The sequence below is a fragment of the Psychrobacter sp. AntiMn-1 genome (genome assembly GCF_001854065.1).
In the GTDB taxonomy this organism is placed as follows: domain Bacteria; phylum Pseudomonadota; class Gammaproteobacteria; order Pseudomonadales; family Moraxellaceae; genus Psychrobacter; species Psychrobacter pacificensis.
On record NZ_CP012969.1, the window covers coordinates 2,961,278 to 2,979,072 of the forward strand.

Annotated in this window: 13 protein-coding genes and 1 tRNA gene; 10 read left to right on the plus strand and 4 right to left on the minus strand. The window is 44.4% G+C overall.

The window, feature by feature from the left end:
* Positions 1–25 precede the first annotated feature (25 nt).
* Positions 26–970, minus strand: a complete 945-nt coding sequence (locus AOT82_RS12840; protein ID WP_071003442.1) for an ATP-binding protein — start codon at positions 968–970, stop codon at positions 26–28.
* An 81-nt stretch (positions 971–1,051) separates the two neighbouring features.
* Here AOT82_RS12840 and AOT82_RS12845 point away from each other — a divergent pair, with 81 nt between their 5' ends.
* A complete protein-coding gene (locus AOT82_RS12845) occupies positions 1,052–2,074 on the plus strand; it encodes a serine/threonine-protein kinase (RefSeq protein WP_227517158.1) in 1,023 nt (340 codons plus the stop codon).
* Positions 2,075–2,165: 91 nt separating this feature from the next.
* Here the strand turns inward: AOT82_RS12845 and AOT82_RS12850 are convergent.
* The 3 genes from AOT82_RS12850 to AOT82_RS12860 form a co-directional block, all read right to left on the minus strand.
* A tRNA-Leu gene (locus tag AOT82_RS12850) sits at positions 2,166–2,250 on the minus strand.
* A gap of 218 nt (positions 2,251–2,468) precedes the next feature.
* On the minus strand, positions 2,469–4,229 hold the full coding sequence (locus AOT82_RS12855; protein WP_071003444.1) for a sigma 54-interacting transcriptional regulator: 1,761 nt from the start codon (positions 4,227–4,229) through the stop codon (positions 2,469–2,471).
* Positions 4,230–4,311: 82 nt separating this feature from the next.
* A complete protein-coding gene (locus AOT82_RS12860) occupies positions 4,312–5,682 on the minus strand; it encodes a two-component system sensor histidine kinase NtrB (protein ID WP_071003446.1) in 1,371 nt (456 codons plus the stop codon).
* Positions 5,683–5,817: 135 nt separating this feature from the next.
* Here AOT82_RS12860 and rimO point away from each other — a divergent pair, with 135 nt between their 5' ends.
* From rimO to lpxD, 9 genes are all read left to right on the plus strand, one after another.
* Complete coding sequence (gene rimO / locus AOT82_RS12865) at positions 5,818–7,413, plus strand: 30S ribosomal protein S12 methylthiotransferase RimO (RefSeq protein WP_071003448.1); 1,596 nt, start codon at positions 5,818–5,820, stop codon at positions 7,411–7,413.
* Between the two features lie 172 nt (positions 7,414–7,585).
* On the plus strand, positions 7,586–8,311 hold the full coding sequence (pyrH, locus tag AOT82_RS12870) for a UMP kinase (protein ID WP_071003450.1): 726 nt from the start codon (positions 7,586–7,588) through the stop codon (positions 8,309–8,311).
* 128 nt (positions 8,312–8,439) lie between these two features.
* On the plus strand, positions 8,440–8,994 hold the full coding sequence (frr, locus tag AOT82_RS12875) for a ribosome recycling factor (protein ID WP_071003452.1): 555 nt from the start codon (positions 8,440–8,442) through the stop codon (positions 8,992–8,994).
* 280 nt (positions 8,995–9,274) lie between these two features.
* On the plus strand, positions 9,275–10,033 hold the full coding sequence (gene uppS / locus AOT82_RS12880) for a polyprenyl diphosphate synthase (RefSeq protein ID WP_071003453.1): 759 nt from the start codon (positions 9,275–9,277) through the stop codon (positions 10,031–10,033).
* 175 nt (positions 10,034–10,208) lie between these two features.
* On the plus strand, positions 10,209–11,018 hold the full coding sequence (locus tag AOT82_RS12885) for a phosphatidate cytidylyltransferase (RefSeq protein WP_071003455.1): 810 nt from the start codon (positions 10,209–10,211) through the stop codon (positions 11,016–11,018).
* 170 nt (positions 11,019–11,188) lie between these two features.
* Positions 11,189–12,397, plus strand: a complete 1,209-nt coding sequence (ispC, locus tag AOT82_RS12890; protein ID WP_071003456.1) for a 1-deoxy-D-xylulose-5-phosphate reductoisomerase — start codon at positions 11,189–11,191, stop codon at positions 12,395–12,397.
* A gap of 153 nt (positions 12,398–12,550) precedes the next feature.
* Positions 12,551–13,927: an RIP metalloprotease RseP gene (gene rseP, locus AOT82_RS12895; RefSeq protein ID WP_071003458.1), complete on the plus strand. Its 1,377-nt coding sequence runs from the start codon at positions 12,551–12,553 to the stop codon at positions 13,925–13,927.
* Between the two features lie 262 nt (positions 13,928–14,189).
* Entirely contained in the window at positions 14,190–16,604 is a 2,415-nt protein-coding gene (gene bamA, locus AOT82_RS12900) for an outer membrane protein assembly factor BamA (RefSeq protein ID WP_071003460.1), read from the plus strand.
* A 146-nt stretch (positions 16,605–16,750) separates the two neighbouring features.
* The gene (lpxD, locus tag AOT82_RS12905) at positions 16,751–17,767 is read left to right on the plus strand and encodes a UDP-3-O-(3-hydroxymyristoyl)glucosamine N-acyltransferase (protein ID WP_071003462.1); all 1,017 of its coding nucleotides are present in this window, start codon (positions 16,751–16,753) and stop codon (positions 17,765–17,767) included.
* The last annotated feature ends 28 nt before the right edge of the window (positions 17,768–17,795 follow it).

Consider the following 17,795-nt stretch of genomic DNA (forward strand, 5'->3'; position numbering starts at 1 on the left):
CTTAGCAGCTGATATGGCTTAGCAGCTATGATTTACGGTCTTCAATAGCCAATTGTGTTTTGCCACTCCAATAACGACTGAATTGATAAGCGACTCGACCTGAGCGTCCACCGCGTTCAGATGCCCAGCGCAAGGCGTCCATTCTGATTTTGTCAGGTAGATTTTCACCGTCCACATCCATTTCAATATCAGTATCAATGCGAGCTGAAATTTTCCGTTGCTCTAAATTTAAATAATGCTGCACAATCTGTAAGTAAGTCTGCTGATCCATAGGATGAAAGGTCAAGGACAAGCCAAATCGATCTGATAATGACACGGTCTCGTCAATGGTCTCATAAGGATTGACTTCATCCGTCTGCCCATTATAAATATCAAGATTGTCCTTCATCATTTGTGGTAGCAAGCGACGGCGATTACTGGTGGCATAGACCAGTAGCTTGTCTTGCTCAGAATCAAGCGCGCCATCAAGCACGCTTTTTAGCGCCCGATAACTCTCATCTTGACCGTTAAATGCCAAATCATCACAGTAGACGATATAGCGACAAGCGCAGTCCGCTGGCAGCGCATTAATCGCGGCACGAATCTTGTCTAGCACCTGTAGATCATCACGCGCAATCTCGATAATGCGTAACCCTTCACTGTGATAGGCTTGTAGTAGGGCGCGAATCAGCGAGGATTTGCCGGCACCACGTGTCCCTGTCATCAGGACGTGATTGGCAGGGTAGCCTTTTAGGAACTGGCGGGTGTTTTGTACCAGCTTTGCTTTTTGCACATCAATACCTTGCAAATCATCCAAGCTCAAAAATAAATTGACAGACAAAGGCTGTAGGTGACCAGTACGTCCACCGACCCAGCGATACGCAAGCTGGCTTGGGTCAATCTCAATGGTTGGTGTGACGTGCTCTTGTAGATACTGGCTAAGCAATACTAATAAAGGGGCGGGCAGGGCATAATTGTTAGACTGTGACATAATGACTCTAGCGGTAAAGTGGCGGTTGGGTAAAACGATAGTGCGCGATTGCGACTCTATAATATGATGAGAGATAACACTGTGAAAAATAGTGCCAGTAATTTGCCTATTACACAAGCCTTGCAAGCGCAATCTGGACAACTATTGCCAGTCATTACCCAAGCATTGTCAGAGTTACAATATACCCAAATAGTGCATCAGCGTATCAGTCAACAATACAGAGAGGGAAGCACAGAGCAAACCCAAGAGAGTAAAACGCAAATTACCAAACAACGCAGCAAGCAAAGCTGCTATCAAGGTATAACGCGTGCACGCCATGTAGAGTATGGTAGCGTGATAATTAAATGGGAGCTATGTGCCACTTCAATTAGACTTCAAAGTGTCTCAGATTTAACTCATGAAATAAGCGTGTTGCAAGCGTTATATACTTCGCAGAAAACCCAAGTTAGCTCTATTACGCCACCTCTATTGGCCTATCACAATGTAGAGGTCGACACATTAGAACAGAGCCAGCAGTTAATGGTATTGGTCATGCCTTATTATGAAAGCGGCAGCTTAGCTAAGCTGTTGAATCACCATGTGTCATTAACAGACAAGCAAAAACATGATTTGATCAAAGAGTCTGCTCATTTAGTCTGCAACCTACACAACGCTGGCTGGCTTCATAATGATATTAAACCCAGTAATATTTTGCTCAGTGATAATCTAACAAGTCACGCCGATAGTGATTGTATAGTGCCTGACTTACTATTGACAGATTTTGCATTAGCCCAAAGAAATGATCGACCAAACGCAATAAATTTTTCTGGCGGAACACCAGCATATTTGGCACCTGAACGCTGGCAAGAACAAAGAGCAACGATACAAAGTGACATCTATGCCTTCGGTATCATGATGGTTGAGATATTGGTAGGGAAGCGACCATTTAATATAGACCCTCAAAGTAATCAGTCCATGACAGATTGGGCCATTCAGCACTGCCAGCAGTCTATTCCAAAATTACCGCTAGAGTATGTTCGCTATCAAAGTATTGTTGATAAAGCATTGGCAAAGCGAATAGAGAAAAGGTATCAGAGTATGGATGAGGTGATAGCAAATTTATAAAGGTTATAACTGGAAATGCTGAATGACAGACACAAAAAAACCTGCTAAAAAGCAGGCTTTAATATTTGGTCTAAGATGTACTATCCGAAAATGGTGGGGCTGGAGAGACTCGAACTCTCACACCTTGCGGCGCCAGAACCTAAATCTGGTGCGTCTACCAATTCCGCCACAGCCCCATTTTCGTTACTCTATCATCAAAAGCGATTAAGTTCAAACGCTATCTAGACAGTTAACTGATTCGGTAGTGCGTCTCAGTGGTTGGCTATTATATAGAGTTTGAATTTTTGGTCAACCCCTATTTGCGATTATTTTTAGTTATTTTGCATTTATTTTCACGTATTTTTATAAATAATTGATATTAATGGCTTTTTAATATTGCGTTTTAAGCCTTTATTTACTCTTTGGATGGCACTCTGGGTGCAGAGATGTCTAACTGCTGTAATTTACGGGTCAGGGTATTGCGACCCCAACCAAGTAAACTTGCTGCCTCTATCTTTTTGCCACCACTATGGTTGAGTGCTGCTGTTAGCAAGACCCGCTCAAACTCAGGCGTGGCCGTTTGTAGAATATCAGTTTCGCCAGTATTGAGAGATTGTTCAGCCCAGATAGCGAGCGCTTTTTGCCAACTAAGGCTGGCAGGAGCTTGAGTGACTTGATTATTTTGGCTGTAATTATTTAAGTCATCTTTATTTTGCAGTTGAGGGTTTTCTGTATTTGCTTGTGGTGACGAGTCGTGTTCTTGGTCTAGCTCTGAGTCTAGAGGCGTGTTTTCTAATAGCTCTGGTGGCAAATCTGTCGCCATCACGGTGTCGCCCGTGGCCATCACTGTCAGCCATAGGCAGACATTCTCAAGTTGACGCACATTGCCGCGCCAGTCAAAGGTCTGCATCATCTGTAAGGCCGCAGGATGCAAATGTTTCGGTGTTGTGTTCATTTGCTCAGCTGCCGACTGCATAAAGTAGGTCGCTAATGCAGGAATGTCTTCGGGGCGTTTACGCAGTGGTGGCAGCGGTAGACGAATGACATTGAGACGATAAAACAAATCTTCACGGAAACGATTTTGTTTGACTAATTCTTCTAAGTTCTGGTGAGTGGCGGCGATGATACGGACATCTACTTGGATCGGCTGCTGTCCACCAACGCGGTAAAACTCGCCATTGGCCAGTACGCGTAACAGACGTGTTTGGGTACTAAAGGGCATGTCGCCAATTTCGTCCAAAAATAACGTACCGCCATTAGCCTGCTCAAAACGTCCTTGACGAGTTGTCGTTGCACCAGTGAACGCGCCTTTTTCGTGACCAAATAATTCAGACTCAATCAAATCATGTGGTATGGCTGCCATATTAAGGGCGATAAATGGTTGCTGTTTGCGCGGTGAGTGCTGGTGCAAGGCACTGGCAACCAACTCTTTACCTGTTCCTGACTCTCCGGTGATCAAGACTGAGATGGGGGACTGCGCCAATCTACCAATGGCACGAAACACGGCTTGCATGGCTTGTGACTGACCGATGATACCGCTCGGATTGCTATTAGCTTTAGAGGCAGTTGTCACCTCAGCTTTATTTTTGCTGTGTTTAGAGTGTGTACTGGTAGGTGCTTCAGGTGTTATCTCACTGTCAGCGCGCGCGTCAGTCGCGATATGGGTATCAGATTCGTTCGAATAATGAGCTATCGCCATATTTGGCTGGTAGTTGATCGCTTTATAGATAGTGGCAACAGCATCATCTAGGTCAAAGGGCTTTGGCAAGTATTCAAACGCACCGGTCTGATAGCTATTAATCGCAGAGGTGAGGTCTGAGTGCGCTGTCATAATGACAATCGGCATGTCCGGAAAGTGCTGGTGTACCCAGTCACTAAATGACAATCCATCCATCATTGGCATACGAATATCAGTCAATATTACGTCTGGCAGCTGTGTGGCTGATTCTTGCTGTTTTAGCGCATCATTGAGCCGAGTCCATGCTGCCTGCGCTTGGGTAAAACTGATAACGGTCAATCCAGCATCTTCAAACGTATCGGCCAATACCATACGCAGCGCTGCATCATCGTCGATTAACCAGAGCGTTGCAGGCTGATCGCTGGGTGCATTATTGACGGTGACTATTGGAGAGTGTGCATCGCTTTTAGGGTTTTGGTTGTCACTGTATTGGGTCATGTATCGGGCCTAATGAGCAATTGTTATTGTCGGTTTGGGATTGGATGTCTTACAATTTAGCAGTTTTATGCCGCCATGTGTTCTATGATTCAGTGACGGGCTGGGTAAAAGGCAGATATAGTGTAAAGCGTGTTTGCTTGCCGTTCGCCTCCTCTGTAGAGCTCACATCAATCATACCATGATGATGGCTGATAATATCTTGTACGATAGATAAGCCAAGGCCAGTACCTGCTGCACGGCTGGTCACCATCGGAAAAAATATTTGTCCGATAAGTGCCGGATCAATGCCCGAACCATTGTCAGTGATAGTGATTTGCAGCACTTGCTTGTGCTGCTGCCCAACAATCGTATGCTGAAAGGCAACGCGCGTTTGAATGTGCAAGGTTGGCTGATAAGCAGTCTCTCTATCGGTCTGCACATCGGTTAATGGTAACTCCTTAGACGCAGAGAGCTTGTTCTGCTGTAGCGTTTGCTCAAACTCAGTCATAGATTCACATGCATTATTCATAATATTTAAAAATACCTGAATCAATTGGTCTTTGTCAGCACACAACTCAGGCAATGACAAATCATAATCCCTCTGTATCGTCACTTGTGGGTATTGACTGACTACCAAGGTCAAAACATGCTCTAGTGGTTCATGGACATTCAGCGTTTGCCAGTTTGGCAGCTGATTTGAGCCAAGCAGTTGAGCAATCAGATGTGTCAAACGGTCAGTTTCTGAGATGATAATATCGGTATAGTTACGCAGCTTTTGATTCATTTTTTGCAAATCATCGTTTGTGCCAGCGCTAGTGTCCTGTGAGATACTGAGCGCGTTAGAGTGACTGTTAGCCGTCGTCGTATTCGCATCACTGAATTTAATAAACTGTCGCTGTAATAACTGCGCTGCACCCCGAATGCCCGCAAGTGGGTTTTTGATTTCATGCGCGACCGACCGTAGCATGTGACGAGCAACCGCATATTGCTGCTGCTGGCGCTGCTCCTCTGAGATGCGACTTTGGCGGTCTTTGCCCCACATCTCGATAATAAAATACGACTGCTGCTCGTAGATAACAGGCGTCACGCTATAATCGACCGAAAGTAGTAGGTTGCCATTCAAAGGCGTCTGGATGACGTGATCATGGTCAATGAAAGGCTGTTGGTAGTTTTGTGCTTGATTGAACCGCTCTGTCAAAGAATAGAGGGGTTCATCCAGAGGTTTGTTTTCACTATCATCACTGACATTGTCGATAGAAGCATTTTCTTTTAGTTTTAATTCATCGGGTGCCAATAGCGTCAAGATAGACTGGTTAATTAACCTCCCACTACTAATAGCCAGTAATTGCTCCGCTTGAGCATTTAAACGGGTTATCGATAACTGATCATTGACCCACAAAATAGCGGTGAATAGATGCTGTGATACGAATGCTAAATCAGGGGTGGTTTTGGTGGTGATAAAATCAGCAGTCATGGATATTGCCCAGAAAAATAGGATGTTTGAATCAATATTTAACCATAAATCAAGACTATAGAGAGGCAAAACTGGTGATTTTTGCAAAAAAAACGTACAATGCGCTCAGCCAATTTATCTCTAGCAAGGTCAGCCATGTCCAAAACTTCTACCGAGTCAGTGAACACGACAACGACAGCCCCTACGTCAGCCGTAAAAGACACTGCCACTATCTTTAATCCTGCAAAGCCATCAATACTGCAAGAGCAGAGTCAGACAGATGTCAGTCAAACACATACTGACCAGCCTTATCATCATAAAGCCAACCACAATCAAAACCGCAGCATTACTCAAAGCAGCCACGCTACTTCAGCCTCGACGGCTAATGCAACTGCCACGATGCCAGTGAGCGCAGCGCCAAAAATTGGGTTTGTGTCACTAGGTTGCCCCAAGGCCTTGGTGGATAGTGAGCGTATCATCACTGAGCTGAGCCGTGATGGCTATCAAGTTGCAAGCGACTATGACGGTGCGGACTTGGTCGTGGTCAACACCTGCGGCTTTATTGAGTCAGCGGTGCAAGAGTCGCTTGATGCGATTGGCGAGGCCATTAGTCAAAACGGTAAAGTGATTGTCACAGGCTGTCTGGGCAAAGAGGCGGACAAAATCCGTGAAATGCATCCCGCTGTACTCGCAGTGACAGGCGCGCATGCCTATGGTGAGGTGATTACAGCCGTTGCACAGCACGTGCCAAAGCCAAATCGCAGCTTGGATGCCAATTACGACCCAAAAATAGACTTGATCAATGAAGCGGGGGTCAAACTGACGCCCAGTCATTATGCGTATCTAAAAATCTCAGAAGGCTGTAACCACCGCTGTACGTTCTGTATTATCCCAAGTTTGCGCGGTGATCTCGTGTCGCGCCCGATCGATAATGTCATGAACGAAGCCATGGCGCTCAAAAAAGCGGGCGTGAAAGAGTTGCTTATCATCTCGCAAGACACCTCAGCGTATGGGCTGGACCTCAAATATAAGACCAGCTTTTGGAATGGCATGCCGTTCAAGTCTAAGTTTTATGATTTATGCCAAGCCTTGAATGATCTAGGCATTTGGGTGCGTCTGCATTATGTTTATCCATACCCACATGTAGACAAAGTCGTTGAGCTAATGGGCGAAAAGAAACTGCTGCCTTATCTCGATATTCCGTTTCAGCATGCCAGTCATCGTATTCTAAAAGCAATGAAACGTCCTGCACACAGCGAAAACACCTTGGCTCGTATCAAAGCATGGCGTGATATCTGCCCTGATATCGTGATTCGTTCAACCTTTGTGGTTGGCTTCCCGGGTGAGACTGAAGAAGATTTTCAGTGCTTGCTTGATTGGCTAGTAGAAGCGCGACTTGACCGCGTGGGTGCATTTACGTATTCAGAAGTAGAAGGTGCTGTCGCCAATGATTTGCCAAACCATGTGCCTGAAGACGTCAAGCAATCTCGCTACGAGCGTTTGATGGCGCTGCAACAAGAGATCTCAGCGCAAAAACTACAAGAAAAAGTCGGCAAAACCTTAATGGTATTGGTTGATGAGATTGATAGTGATGAGAATATCGCTATTTGCCGCAGTTATGCTGATGCGCCTGAAATTGATGGGCATGTCTATGTTGATGATATTACCGCTCAAGTCAAAGTTGGGCAGTTCTTGACCGTGACGATTGATGATGCCAGTGAATACGACCTGTTTGCCAGTTATCAAGGTTAAGTGTTCGACAAGATATACGAGTGAAAATTGCCCAATGGCGGGCAGTTTTTGCTACAATTAGCGCAATTTAGCCTGTTTAATACGCTTGTCCTTAAGTGCAGCGTTACGGGCAAACTTGATTTGTGTTTTACCCATAATTTTCTTTATAATTTCATGATAATAAGGTGACCTCATGTCTGACAAAAACCCGCGTTACGCCCGTATCTTGCTAAAACTCTCTGGTGAAGCCTTGGCTGGTAGCAAAGACATGGGTATTGATACCGAAGTGCTCGATAAAATGAGCCTGTCTATCGCTCATTTGCGTGGACTAGGTGTTCAGGTTGGTATCGTGGTTGGCGGTGGTAACTTATATCGCGGCGCACAATTACAAAAAGAAGGTTTGGTTGGCCGTGTGACGGGTGATCAGATGGGTATGCTAGCCACTGTCATGAATGGTCTGGCGATGCGTGATGCGCTTGAGCGTCGTAATATCAAAACGCGTTTGATGTCTGCATTGCCAATTGGTGAGGTCACCGAAAGCTATAGCAGTCGTAATGCGATTCGCTATCTCAAAAATGGTGAAGTGTGTATCTTTGTTGCTGGAACAGGCAACCCATTCTTCACCACTGATACGGCTGCTTGTTTGCGTGGTATCGAGATTGAAGCCGGCTTGATTTTGAAAGCGACTAAGGTTGATGGCGTTTATGACAAAGACCCAAGCCTCCATACTGATGCCAAAAAATACGACGGCCTGACCTTTGATGAAGTGTTAGAGCAGAAACTTGGCGTGATGGATTTGACGGCTATCGCGCTATGCCGCGAGCATAACGTACCGCTACAAGTGTTTGATATGACCAAACCTAATGCATTGCTAAATGTCATCATGGGTGAAAACGAAGGCACACGCGTTTTTCATTAATTAATTCCCTGAATTGATGTAGCGTTGATCGGTCACTTCAGAGAGTGGCTAATAACAAAAAGTAGCTAATAACAAATATCCCAATAGCAAATAAAAAATTTGTCGATAGCGATAAATAAGGACACATAATGATTAAAGAGATTAAGCAAGACGGCGAAGCACGCATGCAAAAAACGTTGGAAGCGCTTGAAAACACTTTCAGTAAAGTTCGCACTGGACGTGCACACCCAGGTATGTTGTCAGGCGTGATGGTCAGCTACTACGGTGCACCAACCCCCCTAAACCAAGTCGCCAGCGTCAACGTTGAAGACTCACGTACGTTATTGGTTCAACCGTTTGACCGTACGATGGTACAAGCAGTAGACAAAGCCATTCGCGAAGCAGATTTGGGCTTAAACCCAATGACAGCGGATGTGATTCGTGTGCCCATGCCAGCGTTGACCGAAGACACCCGACGCGATATGCAAAAACTTGCTCGCGGAGAAGCAGAGAGCAGCCGTGTGTCTATCCGTAATATTCGCCGTGATATGATGAATGACATCAAAGATCTAGCAAAAGAGAAAGAAATATCAGAAGATGATGAGCGCCGTGCTAATGACGACATTCAAAAAATCACTGATAAGTACATCGACACCATCGATAGCCGCCTCAGCAAAAAAGAAAGCGATTTGATGGAAGTTTAATAAGAGCAGTTTTGCCATCCATCATTTATGGCAAAACTTAGTTCAGAGTATTATCTACATTTTAGCAGCCAATACCTTGTAGTTATTGGCTGTTTATTATGACATGGATAATATGATTTATTAATGTGAGTGCAGTTTACTGATATTTCTCAAATATATTGTAAGCTATAAAAATTTTGATCGCTAAATTATGATAAATTTGTGAATTATTTACATGGCGCTTTTAATCGCCACTGCATACGTTATTATTATTTTACCTTAACAATAAGCAAGTTTGCCTATGTCCACTTCAGCCGTTACGGCTCCTAACATTCTTCCTCGTCATATCGCGATTATCATGGATGGTAATAACAGATATGGCAAAGCCAATAACCTGGGTAAAGGTCAAGGTCACATAGCTGGTAAAACTGCTTTAGACCCTATCGTAGAATATTGTGTCGAGACCGGTATTGAAGTACTGACTGTTTTTGCTTTCTCTAGCGAAAATTGGCAGCGACCACCTAGTGAAGTTGCACTATTAATGCAGTTGTTGGCATCGACCATTGATGAGCAAATGCCGCGTATGAAAAAATACTGTATTCGCTTACGTTTTATCGGTGATCGCAGTCAGCTTAGTGAAGAATTACAAGCGTTAATGGCGGATGCCGAAGCAGAAACTGCAAGCTTTGATGCCATGACATTAGTCATTGCGATTAGCTACGGTGGACAATGGGATATTGCTCATGCAGCAAAACAGCTGGCACAACAAGTGCAGGCAGGTGAGTTGAGAGCTGAAGATATTAGTGCAGAAATGCTCGGTGAGCAAGTACAACTGGCAGACGCTCCAGCAGTAGACATGCTGGTTCGTACCGGTGGTGATTATCGAATATCGAATTTTTTATTATGGCAAGCGGCCTATGCAGAGTTGTTTTTCACGCCAACTTTATGGCCAGATTTTGTTCCAGAAGAGCTGGCTTCGATGATGGCTGAGTTTGCACAGCGTCAACGCCGTTTTGGTAAAACCAGCGAGCAGGTAGGGATAGAGCAGCATAGTCGCTGATGCAATAGTAGCCATAAAAATTCAGACAGTATTCTCTAGGTCGCTAATACCGCTTGCTTACGAGATGATAAACCGTTTTAATGAGGGTCAATGCTATTAATGGGCACAGGTCTATCAACTGTTATAATGCATTTTTTTGACTGTACCTTCTTCATTATTATAAGGCTCGATAAGTATGTGGCAACGAATTAGAACGGCAATAGTTCTCGTTATTATCGTTGGTATTGCAATGTTTGCGAGCCAAACCCCTATTTTGTTCGCACCGCTTTTAGCCGTTGGCGTCATTATCGCAGCTCATGAGTGGGCGAAGTTGATGCCGAAGTGGCGTCAACCTATTGTCTTTGTGCTATTAGTTTTAGTGATAACTGTCGTATCGCTTATGTTGAAGGTGACTTGGTTATTCTGGTGGACGGCCTCGCTTGTCATATGGCTGATGGCACTGTCTTGGGTACGTGCATTCCCAACACAGACAAAATGGTACGGAAAACATCTAGCGTTGTTGGGTGTGGTTATTTTGACAGCCTCCATTACTGCGATTTTTTACCTCTGGCAGCTATCAGCATGGTGGCTACTTTATGTGTTTTTATTGGTCTGGTGTGCTGATAGCGGTGCTTATTTTGTTGGTCGTAAGCTTGGCCGCCGAAAAATGGCACCCAATGTCTCACCAAATAAGAGTATGGAAGGATTGGCCGGTGGTTTGATTACAGGTCTACTGGTAGTCGTTGCGATCAGTGTGTTTAAGCTACAACTGACGGGCGCATCGCTAGTCGCCTTTGTGGCACTATCGGCGCTAACGATTCTGGCTTCTGTGCTTGGTGATCTTTTTGAATCAATGCTCAAGCGCCGTGCTGATGTCAAAGACTCTGGTACCATCTTACCAGGGCATGGTGGTGTACTTGATCGTATTGATTCATTGCTATCTGCAACTCCGATATTTGCACTTGGCTTTTGGGCGATACAGCAGCTAGGTTTGATTGTGGTATAAGACAAAGTCACTTAGCTGATTTTATGATGTGATAAGTAAGCGAAGTGACCGTTTTGGCTAGTCTTTTACAACGGTCTTATTTATTGCTATATAGCTTTATTGCCTTTTATACTGTTCAACCCTCATTTATTCTTTTCTCCTTCTCTAAATACTAAATATCATAGGCATTAATGGTTATGACGCAACGCATTGCCGTACTAGGCGCGACAGGCTCGATTGGCGATAGCACGTTAGCAATATTAGCGGCGCAACCGCAACATTATGAAGTTTACGCATTGTCAGGCTACCACCGTTTAGATAAGCTATTTGGACTTTGTCAGCAGTTTTTACCAAAACGTGTGAGCGTACCTCTATCGGCAGTGGATGATTTTGCTGCGCGGCTTAGTGTGGCAGGGCTTGATATTGAGGTGGTCGGGGGCGAGGCTGGTCTGATAGATATTGCAACCGATACCCAAACAGATACGGTTGTTGCTGCCATCGTAGGCGCAGCAGGACTGCCTTCTACCTTAGCCGCAGCACGCGCAGGTAAGCGTATTTTGCTCGCCAATAAAGAAGCGCTGGTGATGGCAGGGCAGGTCATGATCAATGCGGTCAAAACACATAATGCTACGTTGTTACCCCTCGACTCTGAGCACAATGCTATTTTCCAGTGCTTACCACTCGCTATTCAGCAAGACAACACCCAAATTCATCAGCCAAATCATGGTGTACGCAAACTGTGGTTGACGGCTTCAGGTGGCCCATTTTTGCAGCAGTCTTTTGAACAGATGCAGCAAGCAACTGTTGCAGAGGCAGTCAAGCACCCTAACTGGTCAATGGGCCAGAAGATATCTGTCGACTCAGCCACAATGATGAATAAAGGGCTTGAGTTGATCGAGGCTTGTCATTTGTTTGATCTGCCTGAAAATAAGATAAATGTGGTCATTCATCCACAAAGTATCATTCACTCAATGGTAGAATATAGTGATGGCAGTTTTTTGGCGCAATTAGGCAGCCCAGATATGAAAACGCCGATTGCTCATGCGCTCAGTTACCCGAGCCGTATTGATAGTGGCTCACAGCCATTAGATTTATATGCACTTAGTGGTTTGGAGCTCATTGAGCCTGATCTGCAAAAATTTGCCTGTCTACGCCTTGCTCGTCAAGCAATGCAAGCAGGTACGCAGGCGACTATTGTACTAAATGCAGCCAATGAAATTGCAGTGGCGGCGTTTTTGGATGGACAAATTCGTTTAACTGACATTGCTGATATCAATGAGCGTGCCTTAAACGATATACAGTTGCCACCATTAAACGAAACGGCTGACATAGAAGATATATTGGCCATTGACAAAATAGCGCGTCACCTTACTGATAAGCTTGTGGCAAAATTGGCATAATCGTAGCAATCATTAGCCATAAATAGCCTCTTGGTTAAAAAATGGTACTAATAAACGATATCAGTGAAGATGTTGATGTTGATGTTGATGTTGATGTTGATGTTGATGTTGATGTTGATAAAAGATGCTAAGCAACAATACTGAGAAAAGATCATGACGTTTTTATTAACGCTTCTTGCGGCAATATTTGTCTTAGGTCCACTCATTGCCTTACATGAGTGGGGGCACTATATCGTGGCACGGATGTGCGGCGTCAAAGTATTAACATACTCTATCGGTTTTGGCCCTAAACTATTTGGTTGGACCAGCAAAAAAAGTGGCATCGATTATCGTATCTCAGCATTGCCACTGGGCGGCTATGTCAAAATGCTTGATGAGCGTGAAGGCAATGTCGCAAAAGATGAACAGCATCTTGCGTTTAATTATCAGCATCCGCTCAAGAAGATTGCGATTGTCGCCGCTGGGCCTATCATGAATTTCATCATTGCTATTGCGCTCTTTTGGGTGTTGTTTATGACGCCGTCTGAGCAATTGGCTACCAAAATTGGGCAAGTGCTGCCAGATACCCCAGCTGCGATGGCGCAGTTACCTGTCGGTGATAAGATTGTTGCGATTGATGGGCACGATGTACAGACGTGGGAAGGTATCAATTATCGCCTTGCAGGACGGATGGGTGAGACAGACAATGTGAGTATTACACTACAGTCAGATGCTCAACCCAATCAGTCGATCAAAACCTATCAAGCACCAGTCACACAATTTATGCAGGGTGATGCACAAGGTAAAGATGCATTGACCAGCTTTGGTATGTTACCGTGGCAGCCACAGATTGCCCCGATTGTCGGTGAATTGGCGGCTGATGGTGCGGCTAGCCGTCAAGGTCTACAGGTGGGCGATCGTATTACCGCCATCAATAATCAAAACATTGACGATTGGATTAGCGCCACGCGTATTATTCGTGATAATCCCGAGGTGTTACTTGATTTTACCGTATTGCGTGATGACAAAACGGTGCAATTGCAAATTATGCCGCAAGGTAAAAAAGACAACTTGGGTAATAATTACGGTCAAATTGGCGCCATGGTTGATCAGACTGAGATTGTTATTCCTGATGCTTACAAAACCACCGTGGTTTATGGCCCTGGCGAGTCATTGGTCAAGTCGTTCGAGAAGACTGAGCAACTCGCCGTGATGACGGTAAGCTCGATGGGAAAAATGCTCTCAGGTATGATTGGTCTGGATAACTTGTCAGGTCCGATTACCATTGCCAAAGTCGCCAAGCAAAGCTTTGATATCAGTTGGCAGATGGTATTATCGACGGCTGCATTGATTAGCCTGAGTCTTGCTGTGTTGAATCTTTTACCGATTCCAGTATTGGATGGTGGTCATATCGTTTATCATTTCATCGAACTGATTCGCGGTAAGCCGCTCTCTGAAAGGGTGCAAATGGTGGGGTTAAATATCGGTTTACTCTTACTGGCAAGTTTCATGGTGTTAGCAATTGGTAATGACATCAGTCGGCTGTTTTGATCGGTTAATGAGTAATATAATCAATAAAGCACGATATACTAATGGTTTAATGGCTCTTACGCTTTGATTGTTGCTATTATACGCAAGATACTTTGTGTCATCGCCTCTGTACTAATCGTAATTTTTAGTTTATTTTGTGATTCTTTTTATATAAAGTGTTCTGAGTTAGCCATGCATGGAGTTGCGACTTTGTGCAAATGGGCTGGACAACATATGCTTTTTACCTTAACTTTAGCAAGTTTTTTATTGACGGATAGTGTTTATGCGTACGCCTTTATTTATGAGCGCGGCTGGGTTGCCGTTAGTTGTAGCGATGATGAGTATGCCGGTACAGGCTGCAGAATTTGTAGTGACTGACATCGGTTTCAATGGCTTGCAACGCCTAACCCCTGATAGCCTCTATCCGGTTCTACCTATTACGGTAGGAGATACGGTAAATGACAGTAGCTTAGCTGCCAGTATCAAGGCACTGTATGCGACTGAAAACTTTGCTGATATTCAAAGCCGTGTCGAAGGTGGCAATCTAAGGTTTGATGTTATTGAACGTCCAACCATTGCCGAAGTGAATTTTGAAGGTAATAAGCTCATTCCTAAAGAAGGGCTTGAGCAAGGCCTTGGGAATGCTGGGCTGTCTGTCGGTAATGTACTGAAGCAATCGACCCTGCAAGGCGTTGCTAATGAGCTACAACAGCAGTATATCAGTCAAGGCTATTACAACAGTAATATTGAAGTAGATCAGACGGTACTTGATGGTAATCGCGTCAAGCTTGATGTGCGCTTCATCGAAGGTAAGCCTGCTAAAGTTGTTGATATCAATGTGATTGGTAACAAACATTTTAGTGATGAAGAAATCAAAGATGTCTTTGCTGTAAAAGAATCATCATGGACACGCTTGCTATCAAAATCTGATCGATATGCACAAGAAAAACTGGCCGCCAGTTTAGACAACTTAAAAGCATTGTATCAAAACGATGGTTATGTGCGTTTCGCAGTAGATAACGCGGTACTCAATATTAGTGAAGATAAACGTAGTGTGTTCATCGAAGTCAGTTTGAGTGAAGGTGAGCAATATCAGTTTGGTGACGTCAATTTCTTAGGTAAGCCGACTTTTGATAACAACGAACTAAAAGAGCTGGTTACTTTTGCGCCTAATGAAAAATATTCACAAGCCAAACTGGATGAAACAACAGCCGCGCTCAAGAGACGCTATGGTAACGAAGGATATTATTTAGCCCAAGTTAGACCCGTACCACGCATTAATGACGATACCAAGATGGTTGACGTGGATTATTATATCGATCCTGCACGTCCTATTTATGTTCGCCGTATCAACTTCACAGGCAATCTAAAAACTCAAGATGAAGTATTGCGCCGTGAGATGCGTCAATTGGAAGGGTCTCTTGCCTCTAGTGAAAAGATTCAGCTTTCACGTACACGCCTTATGCGTACCGGTTTCTTCAAAGCAGTTAACGTTGATGTAAAACCAGTACCCAATCAGCCAGATCAAGTAGATGTCAACTATACAGTAGAAGAGCAACCTTCTGGTAGTTCAACGATTGCAGCAGGTTACTCGCAGAGCGGCGGTGTTACTTTTCAGTTGGATTTGACCCAAAATAACTTTATGGGCACTGGTAACCGCGTTAAAGCCGCACTATCACGTTCAGAGACACGTGATTCGTATAGCTTAGGATATACCGATCCATACTTTACAGAAAATGGCGTCTCACAAGGGGTGAGTGCTTATTATCGCGAAACCAAATACGACGACAGAAACGTTAGTAAATATGTCACCGACGCTTATGGTGCCACGCTGAACTACAGCTATCCTGTTGATGAAACCAAGCGTGTCAGTGCTGGTCTAAATGTCGACAACACGACAGTACGTGGTGGTCGTTTCCTCGGCATATCAAACGCACAAGAAATCATCGATGATGGCGGTACTGTTGAAGACTTCACTGGAGATTTCGAAGGTCGTACTGGCTTTAAAAATGATTATCAGACTTACAACTTACTATTGGGCTGGGATTATAGCACCTTAGATCGCCCTGTATTTCCAAATAAAGGCATGAGCCATACGGTCGATGCGACCATTGGTCTTGGTGATGCCAGTTATCAGAAACTGGTTTATCGCGGCAATATCTACTATCCGATTTATAAAGATTGGATCGCGCGTGGTTATACCAAGCTTGGCTATGGTAATGATTTGCCATTCTATGAAAACTTCTATGCTGGTGGTTATGGTTCGGTTCGTGGTTATAAATCATCAAGATTGGGTCCTAAGTCGCAAAGCTATAATGATGCCATCAATGATAGTGTTCGTTATAAGGACGAAAAAGTAGGTGGTAATGCGTTAGTTACTTTTGGTACCGAATTGATTTTACCGATGCCGTTTAAAGGCGATTGGGCAGACCAAGTACGTCCAGTACTATTTGCTGAAGGTGGTCAGGTATTTGATACAAGTGACAAAGAAGACCGTACCTTCGTTAATCCTGGCACTGGTGAGGATACAGGTGTACCACTATTGACCCAAGACAACGAATTCCGCTTTAGTGCAGGTGCGGGCGTGACATGGTATACACCAATTGGTCCAATTTCACTCAGTTATGCCGTACCTTTTGGTGATAAAGAAGGGGACGAAACTGAAAAAGTCCAATTCCAGATCGGTAATACATTCTAGATCGCTAATATTATCTAAATATATCTAATCGTTCTCAAATATTTGTCTAAGTAAGTTAGAATGTCATTAGTTTCCAGTAGGTCGTCAAAACACATTGTTATTTTGACGACCGTTTTATATATAACAATAGTCTATTAATAGTCATTATGATAACGATTGAGCAACTTATCACTCGGATTGAGCAGCGTCAGCCCATTATCAATAAGGCTGATATTAGTGCTGAGCAGTTACGTCACCCATTTAACAGTGTTGGAAGTTTAACTACTGCTGACCAAAAGCAGCTAAGCTTTTTGGCAGACCCTCACTATATCTCTAGTTTGTCCGGTAGCCAAGCAGGTGCAGTATTGATCACCCAAGCGTATCGTGACCAAGTACCTGACTCGGCCTTAGCGTTGGTTGTCTCTGACCCATACCTAGCTTATGCCAGCGCTAGCCAACTATTTGCCCGTCAGTCACTATCTGCTGGAATCCATCCTAGTGCTGTGATCTCTGATAGCGCTGTGATTGGTGATGAGGTTAATATTGGTCCTTTTTGTGTCATTGGCGACTATGTGCAGATAGGAGCGCGTAGCTCACTTGATGCCCATGTAGTGATTGAGGCGCATTCTGAGATCGGTACTGACAGTGTTATCAAGTCGCAAGTGGTTATTGGCCATGATTGTGTCATTGGCAATTATGCAAGATTGCATGTGGGTGCGAGCATTGGTGCCGAAGGGTTTGGCTTTGCTCCTACCAACAACCCTAGTGTTTCAGGCTGGGAGCGGATCGCTCAGCTAGGCCGTGTGATTATTGGTGATCATGTACGCATTGGTAGTCACACCTGTGTCGATCGCGGCGCCATTGATGATACGGTTATTGGCAATCATGTTATCATTGATAATTTGGTTCAAGTTGCTCATAACGTACGTATTGGTGACGGTACTGCCATTGCCTCCCAAACGGGTATTGCCGGTAGTACGACGATAGGTAAACGCTGCATTATTGGCGGTGCTGTTGGTATCACAGGGCATATCGAAATTACAGATGATGTGGTTTTATCAGGTATGACCATGGTTACCAAATCTATAAAAACTGCTGGTTCTTACTCTTCTGGAACTGCTGCTATGCCAACTGCTAATTGGCGCCGTGCAGCGGTACGCTTTCGTCAGCTTGGTCGTGATTAATGCGAACACATACAAACAATAAACATCC